We start from the raw sequence: 21,187 nt of genomic DNA, 5'->3' as shown, positions 1-21,187 counted from the left end.
CAGAATCAAACTTTATTTTTTAATAGCGTCATTGCATCGATGCTATTTTTATTTGGCACTTGAGAGCGTGTGATCTCCACTTGTATCTACCCAGGCTTCAGATGCTCTCAGAATTACACAGGAGAATTGAAATACAGCAATGAAGACAATCTATAACCGACGCCAGGTATTGCAACTGGGTGCTGGGAGTGTTGCGGGTCTTTCACTTTTAGGACTCGCCGCTTGCGGTGGCAGTAGTAATGGTTCCTCGTCTGCTGGGGGAACAAAGAATATGCAACTCTTCTTCTGGGGTGCTGCCGCACGCGACAAACTGACCAGACAGACGATTCAACTATTTGAGAAGAAGCACACCGATGTAAAGATTACATCGCAGTTCACAGCATTTGACGCCTATTGGAACAAACTGAGCACTCAGATTGCAGGCGGCACTCCTCCCGACCTCATTCAGATGGACATGCGCTATATCGCAGAGTATGTCAAAAAAGGCCTCCTGCTCGATCTGTCCTCCGCCATCTCCGCCAAGACCATCGATCTCTCCGACTTCGATCAGACGTTGCTGACCGGTAGCCTGGTTAATGGGAAATCCTATGGTATCCCCCTGGGAGGAAACTACCAGGCGTTCATCTACGACAAAGATCTGGTTGCACAGGCCAAAGTCACCCTACCCGACACGTTCACCTGGGACGAGTTCGGTACTGTTTGTGCAAATCTTGCAAAGGCTCTGGGGCCAAATATCTTCGGGACTGGAGACGAAAGTACCAACATTACCGCCTTCGAGATCTGGATTCGCCAGCGGGGACTCGACCTCTACACCGCTGACGGCAAGCTGGGCTTCAAAGCGGACGATGTAGCCAGTTGGTTCAGCTACTGGGATAAGTTGCGCAAATCGAAAGCCTGTGTGCCAATCGATGTCGCAGCCGAAGCGATCACAGGCGGCACCCCGACCACCAACATCGTCAAAGGCAAAGCCGTTTTCACCCTCACACTCTCCAACCTGGTTGATGCGTTCCAGGCGTTGATGCAGCACAAAGTGGGCATTCATATGACCCCAACAGGCGCGCAGGGATCTCAGGGTGGTATGTATCTCAAAACGTCACAGCTCATGAGCGTCTCCTCAAAGACCAAATATGTCGATGATGCCACCAAATTTGTTGGTTTCATGATCAACGATCCTGAAGCAGTCAAAGTTCTATCGGTGGAGCGCGGCGTTCCCGGTTCGGCGAAAGCCAAAGAACTCCTTGCCCCTTCTCTGACCGACTCGCAGAAGATGGTTGTGGACTACATCAACATGGTGAGCAAGAGCGGTCAGTCGCGGCCCAAACAGATCCTTGATCCATCAGGCGCTGGAGCAGTCGAGCAAGCATTGATCCGTACAGCTCAGGCTGTTGGATTTGGCAAACAAACCGTAACCAACGGGGCACAATCCTTCTACGCGGACGCGCAGAAAGCCCTCGGGGGCTGATAACAAAAGGAGTCGGGGCTATGATACCTACCCCCAGCAAGCAAGAACATGATGAGGTAAAGGAAACAGGGCTAAAGGAGAAGCGCGCTCGCGGCTTCAAATTATCGGCAGCGGGGAAAGAGAACCTGGCCGGGTATCTCTTTCTCCTTCCCTGGTTTGCGGGGTTAATAGGACTGACTGCCGGTCCTATGTTTAGTTCGCTCTATCTTTCATTCACAAAGTTCGATTTACTTTCGGCACCAGAATGGATTGGCATCCAGAACTTTACGGCGATGTTTCAAGACCCACGCTGGCTGGCCTCGGTCAAAGTCACGTTGATCTACGTCGTTGTCTCGGTGCCGCTCAAAATGGTCTTCGCGCTAGCACTGGCGTTACTGCTCAATCGCGGGTTACGAGGACTCTCCATTTATCGTGCCGTATATTACGTCCCCTCGTTGCTGGGAGGTAGTGTAGCCATTGCAATCCTGTGGCGTCAGATCTTTGACACTACAGGATTGGTCAATCAGGTATTGGCCCTGATCGGAATCAAGTCCAACACCAGCTGGATCTCCAGTCCAAGTTATGCGCTGGGCACATTGATTATTCTGGCAATCTGGCAATTTGGCTCACCAATGATCATTTTCCTGGCCGGCCTCAAGCAGATCTCACCAGAATACTACGAGGCTGCAACCATAGATGGGGCGGGAGCGTTCAACCGCTTCCTGCACGTCACGCTTCCTTTGCTCACACCAATTGTCTTTTTCAACATGGTGCTGCAAATGATTGGAGCGTTCCAGGCCTTTACCCCGGCGTTCATCGTCAGTGGTGGAAGTGGTGGACCGATAGACTCCACGTTATTCTATACCCTGTACATCTATCAAGAAGGCTTTGGCAACCTGCATATGGGCTATGCCTCGGCAATGGCCTGGGTTCTTTTGATTGCCATTACCATCTTTACAGCACTCGCATTCCTGTCTTCGCGCTTCTGGGTGTTCTATCAGGATGAAAGGAATTAATCAACGATGATTCATCAAGTTGGACGCACAAAGCAACGAATCTGGACGCGGACACTTACCCACGCCGTCATTATCATAGGGGCGGTGCTGATGCTCTACCCGGTGCTCTGGTTGATCGGCGCATCATTTAAGCCGCTCAACGAAACCTTCACCAACGTAAGTCTCATACCGCGTACCTGGACGCTGAGCAACTACACAGACGGATGGACAGCGCTAGACTACTCTTTTGATGTATTCTTTGGGAACTCTCTCATTGTTTGTCTTGGAGCCGTAGTAGGAAACGTCGTTTCCTGCTCCCTCGCGGCATATGCCTTTGCCCGCGTAAACTTCAAATTCAAAGCGTTCTGGTTTATGCTCATGCTCGGTACGATTATGCTGCCCTATAACGTTGTTATCGTACCGCAGTATGTCTTATTCAAAGATTTCGGCTGGGTGAATACCTTTCTGCCACTGATCGTGCCAAAATTTCTCGCGACAGACGCTTTTTTCATTTTCTTGCTCGTCCAATTCATTCGTGCCATACCGCGCGACCTGGATGACGCAGCAAAGATTGACGGCTGTAACCATTTCCAGATGTATCTACGCATCATTTTACCTCTGGCAATGCCAGCTCTAGCGACAACCGCAATATTTACCTTTATCTGGACGTGGAGCGACTTTTTTACCCAGCTTATCTTTCTGAATGACCAATCGGTTTACACCGTACCAGTAGCGCTACGTACGTTTCTAGATGGTACAGGGGTATCGGCCTATGGACAGCTCTTTGCCGTTTCGGTCATCTCGTTAATCCCCATTTTCGGTTTCTTTATTGCCTTCCAACGCCTCCTCATTGAAGGCGCTGCATCGTCAGGAATCAAAGGCTAAAACTACAGGTGTAATACAAACACGCATCCTGGTGGGAGTAGTGAGTCATGATGGCGCGAGGAACAGCCACCGACAAACTGTCGGATGTCATTCAGATGTTACAAATGGCCCGCAAATCAGGCACCTTACTGGTCAATCGGGACGCACTGGACCATACAATTGAACAGGGCGTCATTATTCTCCAGAACGGACAAATCATTGATGCCAGCCTCGGCCCCTATCGGGGGCCAGAGGCGTTACAGCGGCTACAGGCGTGGCAGCTCTGCTATTTCGTTTTTCAAGCGCCTACGCAAACGAACAGCCCGCCTTTACCGCCTGTACAAATGTCACCAGTGAATAGAAATTCACTCGTGGGCTTTGCCCCCATAAGCAAGCCTACGACTGGATCGCTAGGAGCACGTCATGTTCCTCAGCGGACACGGGCAGTGAACGAGATCCTGCCACACTTTAATCGCCTGGGGCTGACACGTCTCCATCGCCAGCTCTTTTTGCTCATCGATGGACAACGCAGTGTGCCAGAACTGATTATTTTGATCGGCCATCGCACTGATGAGGTGGACACGCTGCTTGATGACTTAGAACGTGCCGGTCTAATTCGCTGGTAGAGAAGGAGGTCATATCTATGTTGCAACACGACGCGCCGCCCATGCTACAACAGGAAGCGCCAGGTACGCAAATCAACAATAGTGCATCTCGGACGCCCAAAAATGCGCCCATCTCATTTAGAAAAAGACGCTTTTCACTCTCTGTCTATATTTCCTTGCTGCTGGCACTGACCGCTATCGTGCCGCTGCTGGTAACGATTGGCAGTATTGAGATATTTTTGCGTCCCGCCTTGATCTCACAGATTAGTGGCGATATGGAAAGATCGACCCAGACGCATATTCAACTGGTCGATACCTATCTCTCGGAGCGCTTGAACGATGTCAAAACACTGAGCGAGACATCCGCTGTAAGAACAAAGCTGCAAGGAGGCCAGATCAGCGACGCCGAGGTACGCAATATCCTTCTGAGCGCCCAGCACCGCGATGTCGCCAACTATATCAGTATCTCGCTTCTCAATGCCCAGGGCAAACTGGTTATGGGCTATCCATCCGCGCCAGCAACACATGGGAAAAATAAATATATGATCGTGCCTGGCGCGCAGCAAACTTTAAAGCAATCTGGTAATATCTATATCTCTGATGTCTTTTATGATCTCGCCAGTAACACGCCTTCTGTTGATCTCTATGCGCGTGTGACTGATACCAATTTCAACATCGTCGGCTATGTACGTGCCTCGCTAGGACTACGACGTATCTGGGGACCAGTAGACAGTGAGCCACAAACCAACGGCATCGGCACCTATGCCACTATCGTTGACCAGAACGGCGTGCGTATCGCCTATACCAATTCGGACCACTCAGGCTTTACACATTCGCCTTTTCTTTTCAAAGCGATAGGTTCACTCTCGACGGATACGCAAAAACAAATTGAGGACGAAAACCTTTACGGTAACGATACAGACGCGGTGGTAACAAAAGCTGATGACCAGCTGGCCGCCTTCCAGAAAAACGATGCTGCTGCCAACATCACGCAATTTACTCCCGCCGGGCAACAGGAAAGCTTTGAAGTTGCTCGCTATACCAGCAGCGTCGTTCCCTGGACGTATGTTCTGTTCAAACCGTTTAATGCAGTGACCGGCCTTGCGGATCAGCAGCTTATCAGTATCTTTATTATCGTCTCTCTGGTGCTGGTAGTAGCGCTCGGCGTTGGTCTGTTCGTCGGTAGAAATCTCGCAGTGCCTATCCTGCGTTCGGTCTCCCTGCTCCGTAAGAGCAACGTCTCCTTGAAGACTCTGGCAGACGAAGAGAGTGTTGTCGCAGCTGAGCAGACCTGGATGGTTGAAGCCTCACAGGTAGCCCTCAAATCGGTGCAGTACTACACCAACGCGACCTCGGTTGCCGCCAAACGTATCAATACTCTCAGCAATGATCTTGTCCGCGATATCCACTATCTTGACAAAGAGAAGTTGCAGCAGTCGTTGTACGAGATGATGGAGGCAGCAGCGTACATCGAACGCTCGGTCAAACACCAGGAAACGATGAACGATAGACTGGCCACCAGCCTGCGCGTCACTACCCAGGCAACCGAGCAGCTCACACGTGGAGCCACCTCAACCAACGAGGCAGCGAGTCAGATGGAATACATCGTGGAGCAGCTCACCTCCGTTGTAGGAGAAAGATAAGCAACTTGCAGGGGAACAAGTAGATACAAGGACACATAAAGGGAATGCATGGGTTATGAGTACTACACGTAGACACTTCATTAAACAGGGCTTGACTGGTCTCGCCGGCCTTTCTCTGCTAGGGCTGGCTGGCTGCGGCACCGATAACGCAAACGCAACTATCGGCACAAATCAGGCGGAACCTGATAGCGGGACGTTGAGCATGCTGTTCTGGGGTTCGGCCACCAGGGACCAGCTCACCCGCGCTACATTCGACTTATTCAATAAGCAGAACCCAAACTACAAGATCACCTCGCAGTACTTCGCTTTTAATGACTATTTTAATAAGCTGGATGCCCTGGTCGCCAGTGGCAAGGCACCAGACCTTATCCAAATGGATATGCGTTATATCGCAGGATATGTGCGCAAACGCGAATTGATGGACCTGACCGAGATCATCTATAACCAGACGCTAGATATGTCGGACTTCGACCCGCTTTTACTGAGCAGTAGCAAGGTCAACAACACAGTCTATGGCATCCCTCTGGGCGGTAACTACCAGTCCTGCTTCTATAATGCGGAATATCTGGACAAAGCAGGTATGCCGCTGCCGGAAAGCTGGACGTGGGATAGCTTCATGACCTATACAACCGAGCTGACAAAGGCGCTGGGTGGTACCGCTTATGCGACACAGGATATTAGCGTTGATATCACCTCCTTTGAATTATTCCTCCGTCAGCATGGTCATGAGATGTATACCCGCGACGGACAGGTCAATTTCACGCAGGAAGAAGCCGGAGATTGGTTCAATTACTGGAGCAAGATGCGGGATGCACGCGCCTGTCTCCCGTATAGCCTGCAAAAAAATCTGGACGTTTCCGGCTCGACACAGGACAATAGCGTGGTGCAAGGTAAAGCCGCGTTTATGTTCACCCTTTCCAACCTGTACGAGTCTTCTCAGAAGGCCGCATTTGCGATCTCGCCACAGAGAAGACTGGGCCTCACAACTCCACCGACAGGAGGGACGGGATCAAGCCCAGCCATGTATCTGAAAACATCTCAGCTACTTAGCATCTACGCAGATACGAAGTATCCACAGACCTCCATTAAATATGCCAATTTCATCATTAACGATAGCAATGCGATCAAAACGCTTGGCATTGAACGTGGCATTCCAGGATCGGCCAAAGGATTGAACCTGCTCCGACCAAAGATGACAGATATCCAGCTCAAAGTGGTCGATTATATCGCCAGAGTCTCCGCCAGCAACCTGACCGCTGTGAAAACGGTGCTTGATCCACCAGGAGCATCTAAGGTACAGGATTTGCTCAAAAGCATTGGCAACGAGGTTGCCGCTGGCAGCCGTACCGTCTCAGACGGTGCCCAGGCTCTCTATACCGGAGCCAAAAAGGTATCCGCTGGCTAATACGCTCTTTTGCTAAAAAGGGTAGCGAAAACGTCGTCTTGCGTTTTCGCTGCCCTTTTTTCATGTCCACACCATAGATCGGGTTTATAATTATATATTTGATTTTATATTCTATTTACAATGTATTATAGCAAAGTATCTGGTAGCTTCATCATAAATACACGAGAGGAGAGGAAATGCGCAAAAGAATCAAACTCATTGGCTTGCTACTCATTCTGGTGGGATTATTTAGTGTCGCGGGAGTGGTTGCAAGCCATGCACATGCGGCAGCTCCAGTGCAACCACATACATCGGTACAATCTGGTTGTATCGGAGCGCTGGTCACATCAGATGCTGGCACAGAATGTCTTCCACCAGGCACACGCGGCCAGGAACTCAGCGGGGTAACGCGCATATGCGACACCAATAGGTTCCCGGTTAACTTCATCGGCGACAATGGCATCTATGTTATTTATCCAGGCAAGTGTCAGACATTCAACGCGGAAGATGGTACTATCTATGTTGACATGTAGGCTCTAGCGCTTCATATTAATAACCTTTCTTTTAGTAGAAAGAGGAAGCACCTATACCCCAAAACTTCCTCTTTCGCTTCCCGTTTGAGCGGCTTCACCACGCCTCCCAAGTCGTTTTATCACTCCAGTCCCTCTACGTCTATACCCTCCGTTTTTTACAGAAACAGCCAAATCTAGGAATTGTTCCCCATAAAGCATATATACATGGTTGAGATTTCTCAATGCCGTATTGGTACTTATTTATCAGCTAAAACAAAACCCATGCATATATGTGCCAGGATGCATGGTAGGATCAGTACAAGATTATTTTTTGAGAGGGGCAGAAGCTCATAGCTCTACCTGGCGGGTGTACGTCTGCACTACAGGATGAGAAGTAAATATAGCTGCTTCACTTCATCGAAAGGGTTTTCAGGAGAGAACTATGCTTACAAAACCGAGAGATCCAGCAAAATCGCTGAACACTACTATTTACACTCGGAAACGGCGAAAGCGCATGTCGCCATTGATGCTGATCGGTCTGAGTATTCCGATTATACTCGCGCTGATCGCTGGCACAGTGTTTATTCAGACATTCATCGCTTCCCACGCGGCAGCGGCAGATCCTAACCCTAACTGTACATTGCTTGTACCGGCCAATCCTTTAACGGCACAGGGACTGGCAACGCCCTATCAACTGGTTGCCACCGATCCGGCTCAAGGGCCGTGTAATGAAGCCAACATCGCGCAATCGGCCTTTGTACAGGCGGACATTATTGATCCCGCCACCGGTCAGATTACCACATACAATCCCCTGGTTATCGACCAGGGCACTCAACCCGCTGTCGCGCCAACCGTCCCCACGCTGCCCGCACGCGCGGTCGTCGGGATCTGGTTTGGCTTCAACGGCGATACCATCAAGATACTCAAAAACAACGCCAAGACAGGCGGGAAGGCCACCACCAAAACGAGAAGATCACAGGTCAGGCTAGGCGGCAATATGGCCAACGGCAACTGTGTCAACGGCGTTGCAAACTCTCCCTTTGGTCAGTTCGCTTACTGCAATGCCCCCGCTTTCTTCACCGCCGCGAACAGGGCTATTCAAGCTGGCAACCTCACCGTTCCCGCTATCGGGATGGCGAAAGATGGGCAGGCCTGCCCCACGACACGTGATTTCAGCCTCGTCGATATGGACCAGGCCGACAACGTGCAAACACAATACCTTGTGAACGCTAACGGCCAGACCGCCCAGAACACTGCCGCGAACAAGGCACAACTGGCAAATGCAACCGTTATTGCTAATCCGAGCGATAATGCGCTATTAACAGCATTCGTTGCACCTGCTCTTGGCTGCCAATCGTGGACGGTGCCGGATATCGCCGACAATAACAATATGGTGGCCACCTTTGCGACCGACGAACTACAGGCTGCGGCTCATCAGCAAGCGCCGGTAGCACTGGTGCCTGCAAACGATCCGATGGTTCTCAACAACGGCAACCAGGATTTGAATAAGGTCAATGCATACCGCAGAGGCGCGAACCAGAAGCCTGCGGCCAGCCTCAACGCAGCCAGCGGCACAACCTATTGTCAAAATCTGGTCAATATCAATCCGACCCGCTTACAGCTCGATATGCAAATCTTCCAGGCGCTCCCATCGCCGGACGGTGGCGCAACGGCCAACAATATGTTCACCTTCCTGGCAAACCGCCTCTCGGCATCGCTGGGAGCCGATGGCTTAAACTGCGTCGGCCTGTTGAAAATCCAGAACCCGATCACGCTCACCACCGATGCCAATGGAGTTGTTACCGCCGCAACAATCAACCAGCCAAATGGCAACAATGGGAATGGTCAAAATCCAGTCCCAACGCCAACCACACCTGCCAACCAGGGCGGCAATAATGGCGGAGTGACGCAAGCGGTTCAGGGGACGGCCAAATTTAATCTAGAGGCCAACGAGCGCAGTGTTGGTGTGCAGTTGAATATCACCTATCCCAATCACCCGGATCAGGCCGTCAATGTCCAGGTGCGTACCGATAGCTGCACTGGCAAAGTCATCTTTACGCAGCGAGAAGATCTGGATGATAACGGGGCAAACAATGCTGATACTGTCATCAACAACGTTCAAGGAGTGACATTACCTGGCAACTGGTTCTTTACGGTGGCCGATACGAAGATGCAGAATGCTACAGTAGGCTGCGGATCCGTTGTCGCGAATGGCAACGGTCAGACAGCAACCGCGACGCTTGGCACCGTCCTCCCAGTCCCAGCAAATGGCGGCAATGGTGTTCCCGCAGTGAGCGCGCAGGGCAACGCGACGTTCAATCTGGATACGATGGAGCATAGTGTAGAGATCATGCAGAACGTCACCTACACGCAGCGTCCCAACGAAGCCGTCAATATCCAGGTGCGTACCAACAGCTGCACCGGCAACGTCATCTTTAATCACCGCGAAGATCTCAATGCGCAGGGGATGAACGATGACGACACCAATATCAATGGAGTACAGGGAACGGCCCTTCCAACCAACTGGTTCTTCGCCGTCGTTGACCCGCAAACGCCCAACGCTAACGGCCAGCCAACACTGATTGGCTGTGGCGCAATCACTGCGAGTGGAACGATGGGAACCGCTACGCTGGCTCCGATCCAATAGAGAAACAGGCAAGCAGGCGCATATCTTCACCTGCTTGCCTGTTCATGAAAACTGCGTACTCGTTATTGCTTGACGAGACCAGCGTACTCCAGATCAGTCAGCATGGCAGAGACTTCCTGGGGATGACGACGGATCAAATTCATCAGCTCATAAACTGTACGTCGCCCATCGATAAGTAAAAATAATTGTCGATGGACACGAGAAAGACCCAGACGTTGAAAGTCCGGTAAGACCTCCCCAACTGGCCAGACCCGATACGGCACGCCAGAGTAAGCAACCGGTGGCTCCCGCGTATAGGCGGGAAGCGGCCTGGTAATGTTTCCTGTGGCAGGCCGAGCGGGAGGAGCAGAGGTAGGAGGAAGCGAAGGGGAAGCCGAAGAGGGTAAGGCTTCAAATACAAAATTGCAGGTGGTCCAGGTCATCAGCCTTTTGTACGCGTCCGATCCCTGAGTGGCACCGGCATTCGCATCCATAACCTGTCCATCTTGAAAGGTGATCGATCCCTCTTCAACACCATTATCTACAGCACGTTGTACTCGCAGAAGTCCAGTTCGATGGACAAGTTGCAGCATTTGAATAACATCGGCGAGTTTATCTGTAGCAGTCCCACGTAATTTCATGCACATTGCTCCAACGACTACTAACTTCAATCGCTGGAATGAGTCATTAACAACTCGTTCGGAAACGCAGTATAGCAAAGAATCCGGGGTTATGGCGAAGCAGTTTCCGAATGACTTCCAGGACAAGCAAAAACGGAAAGGAGAAACGGCGGCAGATCTTTCTACGGTACTACCAGAGAGAGCCGTGTAAATATCTTACCACAACTGGTGCTGATTATGTAATAGCTAGAAAACAGTTTCTACTACAAATAGCAGAATAAGCACTTGTATATATGATAATAGCATGGGGTCAGTAGCTTGTCAATGTCAATCTCACTATTTCTATGGTATGAGAGATGCTATGATAGCACCATTCCCTCACGCAATACCTTGACAGTTTTAGCCATTTCGCATTCGATCCCCTTGCTTATTTTCCTCAGAGAAAGCTTGTTCCTCCATGATTGCTATGCTACACTAGAGCCGTCATATCACAAAGCTATCCGACCGCGACAAGCGCAAGGCATTGTCGCTACAGAGCCGTCATATCACAAAGCGATTGGAAGGATATACTTCTATGCCTGACATATTAGATGAGATTCTGGCCAACAATGAACGCTTTCTTCAGCAAACGCAGCTTCCACATGTGGGGCATGCACCACGCAAGCATACGGCGGTTGTTACCTGCATGGATTGTCGCCTGATCAATATGTTCGAGCCAGCTCTTGGATTAGAGCGCGGCGATGTGCTGGAACTACGTACCGCTGGTGCCACTATTTCCACTCCCGACCGTCCACAGGCAGCTAATGACCTGATTCGCTCATTGGCTGGCGGTGTCTATTTGCTGGGAGTGCGCCGGGTACTGGTCATTGGACATACCGAGTGCGGCCTCGCCAATGTCAACCCAACGGTGCTGACGGCATCAATGCAGGCTCTCGGTGTTGATCCACAGGAGTTGATCCAGAAAGAAGGTCTGGGCGATCTGAATGGGCTGGTGAACTGGACCGGGGCCTTTAACGATGTCCACGTCAATGTACAGGAAGTTGTGAACGTTATTCGCAGCAGCCCATATCTGCCACGCATTCCCGTACATGGCCTCGTCATCGACATCAACACCGGCAAACTTACCCTGGTTGACCGCGATAGCCGCAGTTCTCTCTAACCACTCTTTCTGGCGTTTCTTTCACGAGGTATGGCAAGAAAAATAGAACTTCGTGACCATGCCTCGTCTAATGAGTTTACAGATTGCTCAAAACAACATATAGTTATCTCACATATCTCTCTTTCGTTTTTATTATCATATGATGAGATCTTCTCAAGAGCTATTGAATGGAACAGGTATTTTGATCATGAAACGCACAGCTATTCGTGACATCTTCTACCTCTTTTCGGCCTCGCGGCTCGCTCTGGTGATGGTCACGTATTTCGGCTATATTTTGATGACGCTGCCAAAATATACCAGCACGCCCGTTGGTTTAAACGCCCTGGTCGCCTCCTGGAATCGCTGGGATGCCGCCAACTATACACGCATCGCGCAATATGGGTATCTTTCGCTAAACCATCCCTACGACCACGCCTTCTTCCCGCTCTTCCCGCTTCTGATCCGTGCAGCCGCCTGGGTCTTCGGCAATCATGGTCACGTGCTGCTGGGGATCATTATCAGCAATCTGGCATTTCTGGCCTCCATGTTCGTGATCTATCAACTGGCTGAAGATGCGCTGGGAGAACAGGTGGGGCGGCGCACACTGCTCTATCTCTGCCTCTTCCCGACCGCCTTCTACTTCTTTGCCCCCTACACCGAATCGCTCTTCCTACTGTGTACAGCAAGCAGTTTTCTGGCAATGAGACGCCGCCGCTGGCTGCTCGCTGGCATCATGGGCTTCTTTGCCTCATTGACTCGCAATTCTGGTATTTTGCTTGTTTTACCTTATCTTTATGAAGTGTGGGTATCGCGAGAAGAAACGGGGTTCTCAGTAAAAATCTTGTTGAGCGAGGCCAGAACGTTGATACTTCGCCTCTTGCCCATCGTCCTGATCCCGTTGGGCATCGCCGTCTATGCCTATTATTGTTGGAAAGTGACTGGCGATCCCTTGCGTTTTAGCGCAGTGCAAAGCCATTGGGGGCGCTTCATGGCTCTGCCGGTGGTAGGCATCTGGCAAAACCTGGCCGAGATCTTCTGGAGACAGCCGTTCACGAGCAGCAACACGCCGCACTCGATCCTCGATCTGAGCGCGATCCTCGGCTTTATCGCGTTAACGGTTGCGGGATGGCGCAGATTGCGACCCAGCTATACGCTCTGGCTCGTCCTCTCGCTGTTTATCGCCCTGCTTGCCCCGGCCACAGGCGCACTTGCCGATCCGCTGCAATCGAGCCAGCGTTTTGTGCTGGTCATGTTCCCTGGCTTCATTACGCTTGGCGCTCTCGGCATCAAATATCCTCGTTTGCATCAAGCACTCACTCTCTTCTTCCCTATCCTGCTTGGCGTCCTGACGCTACTCTATATCATGAATCGCTGGATGGTCTAACTCAGGACTATCCAGCGCGCCATCCCCAGTATGATACAATATAGATCAAGTTGAAATAGTATTATCAGGTTTATTTCGCATGAAGCATTTTCGATTCTGGATAACGTTAGAAGCGCTGGTGCTGCTTCTTGTTTGCTCTGCCTGTTCATCGCAAGCCACAAGCAATCCCGTGAGCAGACCATCACCAACCAACCAGATCCAGCAACAGCCAGTACAACCAATTACAGGACAACAACTGCTGGCACATGGTTCCATTACATATGTTGCGCTTGGAGCGTCAGACGCGGTTGGCGTCGGCAGCAACAAACCAGGCTCGCAGGGCTATGTTCCACTCATCGCGGATCATCTCCCCAAAGGCTCTCACCTCCTCAACCTGGGGGTGAGCGGCATCAAATTGCATGCAGCGCTTCAGAAAGAGCTACCCCTGGCCCTTTCGACCTCTCCACGCCTGATTACGATCTGGCTGGTGACGAACGATTTCGTGGCTGGTGTGCGCTATGATGACTATATGCAGGATCTGGCAACGCTGCTCAAACAGTTGCGCGAAGGGACGCAGGCACGCATAGTGATGGCAAATTTACCGGATTTGACGAAGCTTCCAGCATTTGCCCAAAAAACGGCGGAACAGAAGGCGACAATACTCACTCAGATTCGACGCTGGAACACGGGGATAGCAACTCTGGCTACACGCTATAACATCGCCCTGGTTGATCTTTTTATTCGAGGAGGAGCACTCACCACGCATCCAGAATACATCAGTGCCGATGGTTTTCATCCCAGTCCTTCAGGATATGTACAGCTGGCAAACTATTTCTGGGACGCCATCAAGGAATAATCAAAGCGGCAGGGTACACCTGAAATTGTTCCCTGCCGCTCTTTTATGAAGTTGGCTGCGTTTGTTGGTGAGCGTATGTTTCACCTTCGACAATAAAGAGCAACCGCTCGCAGATGTTCGAACAATGATCGCCGACGCGTTCCAGTTTATGTGCAATCCACAACAGATAGGTGGCACGCTGTAAGATAAGCGAGTCATTCTGAAGTGCCGGGATCGCACGAGCGCCCGTCATCATTGCCATTAAATCGTGGCGTACCAGATGGTAGCGAACATCGACAACATCATCCTCTTCCCAGATGTAGCGAGCAGCCTTGACATCACGAGCCGCGAAAGCTTTCATGGTTCCCTGCAAGACGCGACGGGCCTCTTTGCCTAACTCCTGAATACCATGCATGATCGTCTCTTCGGAAACCTCTTCATGCAATTTTCTGCCAGCAATCTCTTCATCAATCTTCACGTGAGGCATCGTCTCGCCTCGCAACGGGGCCATACGTAACACGTTCTGCGCAATGCCTGCTGCGCCATCGCCCATGCGCTCCAGATCACCCACAATGGAGAGCGCGGAGGCAAGAAAGCGTAGATCGCGACCGCCTAGAGGCTGTTGCAAAGTTAACAAACGAATGGCATGCTCCTCAACAGCGGCCCGCAGACTATCAATCAGATTATCATTTTCAATGACCATCCCCGATTGTGCCAGATCACCAGCCCCCAAAGCCTCTAGAGACTTGCCCAGCGCATCATCGACCATATCCCCCAGGCGGACAATCTGAGCATCCAATTCTCGTAATTCTCTGTCCAGAATAGTTCTTGCCATGATGTTACCTCCTTATATCTGATCTCCACACAGAACATGACAAATGCCGGGCTATTCACAATAAGTCCGGCTATCAGTACTTTTTATCAGTACTCTGCGCAGCAGGGCCTCCACTCATACCTGATTCCTGGCTATAATGTAACATATTTATCACAGAAAAGATAGAGTTTATTTTAAATACTCGTTCTATTCTTTAAGGATAAGCGCATGAGCTATGGAGAATTGACAGTTTTCCAGTACAGTGCTACATTACGAGAGAAGAGTTACCCCCACGAGGCAGAAGAAAAAGGAATAAAAGTATGTCAACGAAAAGACTATTGGGCATCTTCGCCCACCCCGATGACGAGGGACTGATCAGCGGCGCACTATTACAGTATAGCATATCTGGCGGCGAAACAGGTTTGATCTGCGCAACACGTGGTGAGGCTGGCGAAATTGCAGATCCTTCTCTGGCAACGCCAGAAACGCTCGGAGAGGTACGCGAAGCTGAAATGCGAGCAGCTGCCGATATTCTTGGCATCAATCATCTCTGGTTCCTGGGGTATCGCGATTCAGGGATGGCTGACTCACCCGAAAATGAAGATCCTCGCGCCCTGATCAATGCTCGCGCTGCCGAAGTAGTGGGGAAACTGGTCGAAATCGTCCGTCAATTCCGCCCCCAGGTGATGGTGACGTTCGATGAGAGCGGTGGCTATGGACATCCTGACCATATCGCCATCTATCGTTATACAACCAGCGCCTTTCATGCCGCCGCCGATGGCGTCCTCTACCCGGAATTGGGGCCAGCGCATTCTGTCTCCAAGCTCTACTACGCTTCTCCCGCCCGTCGTCAGTTGCTCATGATGGCAAACTGGATACGTGAACAAAACTACGAGGAGATGTTCAAAGACGTAGATCCGAATACGCTGGGTCTGGCCGACGATCAGATCAGCGTCGTGCTTGATGTGGAGCGCTGGCAAGACAGCAAGGCGCAATCCTGGGCATCTCACCGCACGCAACTGCACTCTATGAATATGCTCACTCGTCTGCCCCCAGAACTACAACGCAGATGGCGCAGCACAGAATATTATCAATTGGCCACCTCACGCATCGGGCCAGACGTAGTGGGCGAAAACGACCTCTTCGCCAGGGTCATCTAATACCCTTCTTTCTAAGATTTAACCAAATTTTGCCGTCGTCGCGCGATTTTATCGCACTTGTGCAGAATGCGCGACGACGACAGAGGCTTCCACCACCATTTCATCACTCACTGAGTTTGTCGCTCCTCACTCCCCAATCCTTCGTCCAGATAGAGATTATCTCTGCTCATAACGATAAGCAGAACCAGAGGAATCAACTTATTTTTCTACATGTTTGATAAACACTGCATGCAATTAATTTCTTGAGTATACATACCTTGTACGTTACCGTTGCATATGTTATATTTCTGTACGTGGTTTGCACATAGTACGAAAGTAGATTTTATAAGCAGAGATTAAAAGCCGAAACTCTGAAGTAAGAGGAGAAGTAGACATGATGACACTGAGCGCCCACCCTTCTCTGTCCACGCACCCCACAATCAATAACGTTACATCCAGCGAATATCCGACGCCAGAAATACAGGCAGCACAAACGATACAACCTCTCCTCGTCATGCGTGCCTCCCAGGGCGATCATGAAGCCTTCAGGCTCCTTGTTCAACAATACAGCACGATCATGCTGCGTACAGCAGCAATGATTGTTGGCGACTATGATAGTGCTGAAGATATTGTGCAAGATGCCCTGATTCAAGCCTGGCACCATCTCCCCAATTTACGCAATACTGGCGCATTACGTCCTTGGCTCATACGCATTGTCGTCAACCAGTGCATTACCTGCAAACGACGCGTCAATCGCGCCATCGCATTCAGCCACCTCACGCTCGCAGAACAGGAATTTGATCTTATGACCCAGGTTGCAACTGATCAGCAGGGATGCCTGGAGCTTAACTGGGATCTCGCTCAGGCGGTCGCGACCCTGCCTATCAAGCAGCGCACTGTGATTATTCTGCACTACTACCACAGCATGACGCTGCCAGAAATGGCTCATACTCTTGCCACATCAGAAAATACATTGAAGAAGCGCATCCAGGCAGCACTCAACACGCTACGGCGACTCCTGCATCTCAACGAAACCTGGAAAACGCACCCGTTCATAGCAGACCATCAGCAAATAAACTCTTAAATTTCTTGCGTACGTGTCTGCTCTGGCAGGTATCTCTCCTCTCACTATATTAACATTCTTCAATTCTTAACCTGCCAGCCCCCAGCCTCCATAAAATCTTAACCAACTTGCGGTTGCAAGCCATATCTCTTTGTGGCACAATATGACATACCGTGAAATGATAGTGATTGGTGGATATGCATTTTTATTGCATTTGTGTGGTTTGGGTGGAGTAGATATGCTTCTGTTACATTCACGTACTATTTCCAGCAAACGTCTCGTTTCTTCTTTCAGCATATGGCAAGTCAGTACTACTTTTTGTGCAACACTGATCCAATGGGGTACATATATATTCATTGCCCGCACGTTGGGGCCGCACCATTTAGGGATTTATCTCTTCGTCCAATGGCTAGCAGCTGTTGCCGTTCCCTTAATTGGTATTGGCACCTCTACATTGGCCAATCGCCGCCTCACAGAGATACAAAACCGTGAAACGCAGCGTTCGTCGGCTGGCATTTTCTATTTTCTCTGGTATCGTCAATGTTACCGCATTCTTCTCTATTATCTTTTATACCTCGTTCTCGCTTATCCACTGCATGCTTTCTTCGCCATCTGCCAGCCACAATTATTGTTACTGGCCTGCCTCTCGATGCTACCGCTCCTGTTGAGCAGCGTTATCGGGATTACATTGCGCAGTTTGCGGCGCTCGGATCTTCTGACCATCCTTCATTTCTGTAGCACCATTTTTACTCTCCTGCTCTCTTTACTCGCCTGCCGAATCAATAAAAATCACATTGGTCTGCTCCTGCTAACTTCCACGCTAGCAGGCACACTCACACTGCTGCTGGCCTTGCTCTATCTCACTCGTCTGCTCCCACTACGACAGGCATTGCGACCGGGCATATTCTTGAAAGAGCGCCTCCAGCAGCATCTCAAAGGCACACCGCTCCTCTTTTTCTGCGATGCTATCGTGTGGCAGCGCAGCGAAATACTGGTGCTGGCCTGCTGGCGAAGTTCTGACGAACTGGCATTTTATACGATAAGTTCGCTGATAAGCACAGGCATCATGCAATTGCTCCCACTACTCTCCTCCCTTCTCATATCTCCTCTGCTGCATCGCTATTTTCCCCAGAGAAGCTATCTCACCAACTATAGCTCTTTCATCCGCTCGTCCTGCTCTATTGGGCTGCTCGCTCTCATCTGCTACGCCCTGCTTTCTCTTTGGAGTCCCGAGCTTCTCACTCTTTTTCTTGGAAGAGATTATCTCCCTCTTCTCCAACCGTTGCATATTCTGCTCATTTCCGCCTTTTTTGGCAGTATCGCCTCGATCAGCCTGAAGCATCTGCTCGATGGTGACCACAAAAAGATGCAGTCATGCCTAGGCATGACCGCTGCAATTGTGAATGTGCTGCTCGCTCCGCCGTTTGTTGCCTGGTGGGGCATGACAGGGGCCGCGCTTGCCTGCGCCACCGCTCAGATCATCTCTGCCGCTGGCTCTATCCTGCTCTGTGTACGTCTACTCAAGCGAGCCACCATCCAGGGTGCGGGACAGGCTATCCAATGCTCAAAGGATATTGAATGGTGATTCGATCGCAACGACTTGATATGCAAACTCAGGTCACGATAGCACGCTGCAAACCGCGTTTCAGTGTGATCCTCTGCACGTATAATCGCTGTCGCCTGGTTCTCTCCACGCTGGCAAGTTTACGCCGTCAAACGCTCGGTTACGACCAGTTTGAGGTGCTTGTTGTCGATAATGGTTCAAGCGATGGAACGCTCCGTATGGTCCAGCACTATGTCAATGCCGGTGCCAATCAGCAGCGCAAGCCTGAAGATACCTGGCACGTCTCCTGCATCTATGAGCCGCACAATGGTCTGGCTCACGCGCGTAATCGCGCTCTCTGCGCCGCATCCGGTGAGATCGCTGTTTTCATCGATGATGATGTGCTGGTCGATCCTCATTATCTCGAATACCTGCTGGCAGCTTATCAAGCCAGCTCCGCTGATGCGGTTGGAGGGCGCGTTCATCTTCACTGGGAGGCTCCTCGTCCCTACTGGCTGACCGACGATCTGCTGCCGATGCTCGGTCATTTCTCGCCGTCCGACACAGGCATACCACTGCCCGCTTCCCTCAGCTTGAGTGGCTGCAACTTCTCGGTCAAGATAGCAGCTCTGCGCTCCATCGGGTTATTCTCTCCCTTCCTCAATAAACGGCTCTCCGTACCAACCAGTATGGAGATAGAGAGCTTCTGCGCTCGTCTCAGACATGCCGGCTACAAACTGTGGTATACCCCTGATGCTCTGGTTACACATCGCATCTTTGCTCCTAGATTGCAACGGGCGTTTTTTATCGGTCGCGCTTACTGGCAAGGACGTTCCGAAGCGTTGGCCGACTATAGCGATACCAGCGCAGGCAAAGTTCTCTCTCCGGGTCACACTCTGCATGTCCTCTACCACGATCTACAGCAGCTTGCTCATCTTGTTTTGCTACAACGTCCCTTACTCTCTCTCGCCAGTACGTCTACCAGCGAGCAACTCCAGGCGGCTATGGCTCAGGCCCATATCTGGGGCCATGTGAGTCAGATTACCCGATTTCTTGAACACGCACCAACCAGCGCAGCAATGCCCTCGATTTTGCTGGTCTGTCCCGCTCAGTACGACCACACGCTACTTAAAGGCGCACACTCCCAACACGACTTTCATTCGCCCACCCTCACAACCATCAGCATCGAGGAGATCCCGCTTGGCTGGCTATTGCGTCACCGCGCTCATCAGGGACGGGCTATCGCCATTGTACATCTCTATCAACCAGGAGCGTTTCAGCTCAATCAATGGCAGCAACAGCGTTTCTATGCGCGGCTCTGGCTGGCACAACTGCTGGGCATCCGTATTGTCACCACCGAGGCTGGCGGCTGGTGGCAAAACGTACGCAGCCTGCGCTTTCTCGCTCGTCGCCTCTTTGAGCGACGCCTGCTGGCCTGTAGCGATCTCATCCTCACACCCACACGCCATCCCCAACATATCTTTCCCGATAAAAAGGTTCAGGCCCGCAGCCGTTATATCCGTCACCCTGGTTTTCGGGGACACTACCCTCCACCACTTCCTCCCTTGCAAGCACGCACACAGTTGGGTCTGCCCCAGGATACACGTTTTGTCTATCTCTGTCTGGCCCATATGCATAGCGAGCGGGAAATCATGTATCTGGTCGATGCCTTTTTCGAGGTCCAGGATCACTGGCTTCAGGCCGATCACCTCCCTCATTTTGCCCTCTATCCACCACAACTTCTGCTGGTAGGCGAGCCGCGAGAGAAGAAATATTCGCACAGGCTCTTGAAACAGGCGGCGATCAATTCTGCGATCCATCTTTTTATGGAAACGACGACGGAGGACAAACTGCCACTCTATATCGGTGCGGCCGATGCACTTGTGCAGCCCCATTTTGCGCTGCCCCAGGCCGGTGTGCTGGAAATTGCTGTCCTGGCTCTCTCCTATGAGCGCGTCGCCATCGTTCCTGATCTCCCACGCTTTCAGGGCCAGTTTCCCTCCAACGCCAGCATCTTCTACGATCCTGCGCAACGCTCCTCACTCTCTCGGGCGCTCTATACCGCTCAAGCTCACAGATATGTGTTGACCCCAAAAGGACTGGCGGCCCTCGATGCCGAACGGAGTTGGCAACGCTACGGACAGGATCTGATAGCCATCTACAAGCAACTTCTTTCGCCTTGACTTCAAGTACACTTGAAGGATTATGCTGTACCTGAATATTGATGTAACTATTATCTATAAGGAGATCAAAGGTGTCAGAAGAAAACATATCCCTGGCCTGTCAAATCGAGAACCTGGAACAACAACGTCAGCGTGTAGCAGAGGTACGAGCCATGTTCCAACAAGCAACTCAAGTGGAGGAACTACCCGATGGCTACGCTTTCTCCTTTCCCACCGAAGATCTATGGGCAAGGCGATTACTGGAGTTTATCCTCTTCGAGAAAATTTGTTGCCCCTTTTTCACATTTGCGCTGATTTTTGCGGCACAGCATGGACCGCTCCAACTACAATTGCGCGGCTCCGCTGAGGTGAAGGACATCATTCAAGCGGAATTTCTCGCATCCAGTTGACACAAGATAACACTTTCTTCTCTTTCGGTC

At 51.1% G+C, this 21,187-nt stretch carries 18 protein-coding genes; 16 read left to right on the top strand and 2 right to left on the bottom strand.

Features of this window, described 5'->3' with window-relative positions; translation table 11 throughout:
* The first annotated feature begins 139 nt into the window (after nt 1-139).
* The 8 genes from K3T83_RS22940 (at nt 140) to K3T83_RS22905 (ending at nt 10,091) form a co-directional block, all read left to right on the top strand.
* Entirely contained in the window at nt 140-1,462 is a 1,323-nt protein-coding gene (locus K3T83_RS22940; protein ID WP_220205259.1) for an ABC transporter substrate-binding protein, read from the top strand.
* A 20-nt stretch (nt 1,463-1,482) separates the two neighbouring features.
* The gene (locus tag K3T83_RS22935; RefSeq protein ID WP_220205258.1) at nt 1,483-2,457 is read left to right on the top strand and encodes a carbohydrate ABC transporter permease; all 975 of its coding nucleotides are present in this window, start codon (nt 1,483-1,485) and stop codon (nt 2,455-2,457) included.
* Nucleotides 2,458-2,463: 6 nt separating this feature from the next.
* Nucleotides 2,464-3,321 (top strand): carbohydrate ABC transporter permease, encoded by an 858-nt coding sequence (locus K3T83_RS22930; RefSeq protein ID WP_236064962.1) that lies wholly within the window; start codon nt 2,464-2,466, stop codon nt 3,319-3,321.
* Nucleotides 3,322-3,368: 47 nt separating this feature from the next.
* Complete coding sequence (locus K3T83_RS22925) at nt 3,369-3,926, top strand: DUF4388 domain-containing protein (protein ID WP_220205257.1); 558 nt, start codon at nt 3,369-3,371, stop codon at nt 3,924-3,926.
* A gap of 17 nt (nt 3,927-3,943) precedes the next feature.
* Nucleotides 3,944-5,548 (top strand): cache domain-containing protein, encoded by a 1,605-nt coding sequence (locus K3T83_RS22920; protein ID WP_220205256.1) that lies wholly within the window; start codon nt 3,944-3,946, stop codon nt 5,546-5,548.
* Nucleotides 5,549-5,603: 55 nt separating this feature from the next.
* Nucleotides 5,604-6,953, top strand: a complete 1,350-nt coding sequence (locus K3T83_RS22915; protein WP_220205255.1) for an ABC transporter substrate-binding protein — start codon at nt 5,604-5,606, stop codon at nt 6,951-6,953.
* A 176-nt stretch (nt 6,954-7,129) separates the two neighbouring features.
* The gene (locus K3T83_RS22910) at nt 7,130-7,465 is read left to right on the top strand and encodes a hypothetical protein (RefSeq protein WP_220205254.1); all 336 of its coding nucleotides are present in this window, start codon (nt 7,130-7,132) and stop codon (nt 7,463-7,465) included.
* Between the two features lie 421 nt (nt 7,466-7,886).
* A complete protein-coding gene (locus K3T83_RS22905) occupies nt 7,887-10,091 on the top strand; it encodes a hypothetical protein (protein ID WP_220205253.1) in 2,205 nt (734 codons plus the stop codon).
* A 62-nt stretch (nt 10,092-10,153) separates the two neighbouring features.
* Here the strand turns inward: K3T83_RS22905 and K3T83_RS22900 are convergent, their stop codons facing one another.
* Nucleotides 10,154-10,711, bottom strand: a complete 558-nt coding sequence (locus tag K3T83_RS22900; RefSeq protein ID WP_220205252.1) for a DUF4388 domain-containing protein — start codon at nt 10,709-10,711, stop codon at nt 10,154-10,156.
* Between the two features lie 553 nt (nt 10,712-11,264).
* Here K3T83_RS22900 and K3T83_RS22895 point away from each other — a divergent pair.
* The 3 genes from K3T83_RS22895 to K3T83_RS22885 all read left to right on the top strand — a co-directional run bounded on the left by K3T83_RS22895 (nt 11,265) and on the right by K3T83_RS22885 (nt 14,047).
* Entirely contained in the window at nt 11,265-11,849 is a 585-nt protein-coding gene (locus tag K3T83_RS22895) for a beta-class carbonic anhydrase (RefSeq protein ID WP_220205251.1), read from the top strand.
* A 187-nt stretch (nt 11,850-12,036) separates the two neighbouring features.
* Nucleotides 12,037-13,212, top strand: a complete 1,176-nt coding sequence (locus K3T83_RS22890; RefSeq protein ID WP_220205250.1) for a glycosyltransferase family 39 protein — start codon at nt 12,037-12,039, stop codon at nt 13,210-13,212.
* 79 nt (nt 13,213-13,291) lie between these two features.
* Complete coding sequence (locus K3T83_RS22885; RefSeq protein ID WP_220205249.1) at nt 13,292-14,047, top strand: SGNH/GDSL hydrolase family protein; 756 nt, start codon at nt 13,292-13,294, stop codon at nt 14,045-14,047.
* Nucleotides 14,048-14,090: 43 nt separating this feature from the next.
* Here K3T83_RS22885 and K3T83_RS22880 read toward each other — a convergent pair whose 3' ends face one another.
* Entirely contained in the window at nt 14,091-14,861 is a 771-nt protein-coding gene (locus K3T83_RS22880) for a phosphate signaling complex PhoU family protein (RefSeq protein WP_220205248.1), read from the bottom strand.
* A gap of 299 nt (nt 14,862-15,160) precedes the next feature.
* Here K3T83_RS22880 and K3T83_RS22875 point away from each other — a divergent pair, with 299 nt between their 5' ends.
* The 5 genes from K3T83_RS22875 (at nt 15,161) to K3T83_RS22855 (ending at nt 21,157) form a co-directional block, all read left to right on the top strand.
* Nucleotides 15,161-16,000: a PIG-L family deacetylase gene (locus tag K3T83_RS22875; RefSeq protein WP_220205247.1), complete on the top strand. Its 840-nt coding sequence runs from the start codon at nt 15,161-15,163 to the stop codon at nt 15,998-16,000.
* Nucleotides 16,001-16,373: 373 nt separating this feature from the next.
* A complete protein-coding gene (locus tag K3T83_RS22870; protein ID WP_220205246.1) occupies nt 16,374-17,063 on the top strand; it encodes an RNA polymerase sigma factor in 690 nt (229 codons plus the stop codon).
* Nucleotides 17,064-17,280: 217 nt separating this feature from the next.
* Nucleotides 17,281-18,627 carry a lipopolysaccharide biosynthesis protein gene (locus K3T83_RS22865; protein ID WP_220205245.1) on the top strand — a complete coding sequence of 449 codons (1,347 nt, stop codon included), beginning with the start codon at nt 17,281-17,283 and terminating at the stop codon, nt 18,625-18,627.
* Nucleotides 18,621-20,768, top strand: coding sequence for a glycosyltransferase (locus tag K3T83_RS22860; protein WP_220205244.1), 2,148 nt, complete (start codon nt 18,621-18,623; stop codon nt 20,766-20,768). The genes K3T83_RS22865 and K3T83_RS22860 overlap by 7 nt, the downstream gene beginning before the upstream one ends.
* Before the next feature lie 71 nt (nt 20,769-20,839).
* Nucleotides 20,840-21,157: a hypothetical protein gene (locus K3T83_RS22855; RefSeq protein WP_220205243.1), complete on the top strand. Its 318-nt coding sequence runs from the start codon at nt 20,840-20,842 to the stop codon at nt 21,155-21,157.
* Nucleotides 21,158-21,187: the final 30 nt, after the last annotated feature.

The organism is Reticulibacter mediterranei, from assembly GCF_016587455.1.
The sequence above is the reverse complement of the archived record's forward strand: the minus strand, read 5'-3'. Positions and strand labels throughout refer to the sequence as shown.

Coding starts and splice junctions, on each gene's coding strand:
- K3T83_RS22940 (WP_220205259.1), top strand. CDS start 140: ATGAAGACAATCTATAACCGACGCCAGGTATTGCAACTGGGTGCTGGG.
- K3T83_RS22935 (WP_220205258.1), top strand. CDS start 1,483: ATGATACCTACCCCCAGCAAGCAAGAACATGATGAGGTAAAGGAAACA.
- K3T83_RS22930 (WP_236064962.1), top strand. CDS start 2,464: ATGATTCATCAAGTTGGACGCACAAAGCAACGAATCTGGACGCGGACA.
- K3T83_RS22925 (WP_220205257.1), top strand. CDS start 3,369: ATGATGGCGCGAGGAACAGCCACCGACAAACTGTCGGATGTCATTCAG.
- K3T83_RS22920 (WP_220205256.1), top strand. CDS start 3,944: ATGTTGCAACACGACGCGCCGCCCATGCTACAACAGGAAGCGCCAGGT.
- K3T83_RS22915 (WP_220205255.1), top strand. CDS start 5,604: ATGAGTACTACACGTAGACACTTCATTAAACAGGGCTTGACTGGTCTC.
- K3T83_RS22910 (WP_220205254.1), top strand. CDS start 7,130: ATGCGCAAAAGAATCAAACTCATTGGCTTGCTACTCATTCTGGTGGGA.
- K3T83_RS22905 (WP_220205253.1), top strand. CDS start 7,887: ATGCTTACAAAACCGAGAGATCCAGCAAAATCGCTGAACACTACTATT.
- K3T83_RS22900 (WP_220205252.1), bottom strand. CDS start 10,711: ATGAAATTACGTGGGACTGCTACAGATAAACTCGCCGATGTTATTCAA.
- K3T83_RS22895 (WP_220205251.1), top strand. CDS start 11,265: ATGCCTGACATATTAGATGAGATTCTGGCCAACAATGAACGCTTTCTT.
- K3T83_RS22890 (WP_220205250.1), top strand. CDS start 12,037: ATGAAACGCACAGCTATTCGTGACATCTTCTACCTCTTTTCGGCCTCG.
- K3T83_RS22885 (WP_220205249.1), top strand. CDS start 13,292: ATGAAGCATTTTCGATTCTGGATAACGTTAGAAGCGCTGGTGCTGCTT.
- K3T83_RS22880 (WP_220205248.1), bottom strand. CDS start 14,861: ATGGCAAGAACTATTCTGGACAGAGAATTACGAGAATTGGATGCTCAG.
- K3T83_RS22875 (WP_220205247.1), top strand. CDS start 15,161: ATGTCAACGAAAAGACTATTGGGCATCTTCGCCCACCCCGATGACGAG.
- K3T83_RS22870 (WP_220205246.1), top strand. CDS start 16,374: ATGATGACACTGAGCGCCCACCCTTCTCTGTCCACGCACCCCACAATC.
- K3T83_RS22865 (WP_220205245.1), top strand. CDS start 17,281: ATGCTTCTGTTACATTCACGTACTATTTCCAGCAAACGTCTCGTTTCT.
- K3T83_RS22860 (WP_220205244.1), top strand. CDS start 18,621: ATGGTGATTCGATCGCAACGACTTGATATGCAAACTCAGGTCACGATA.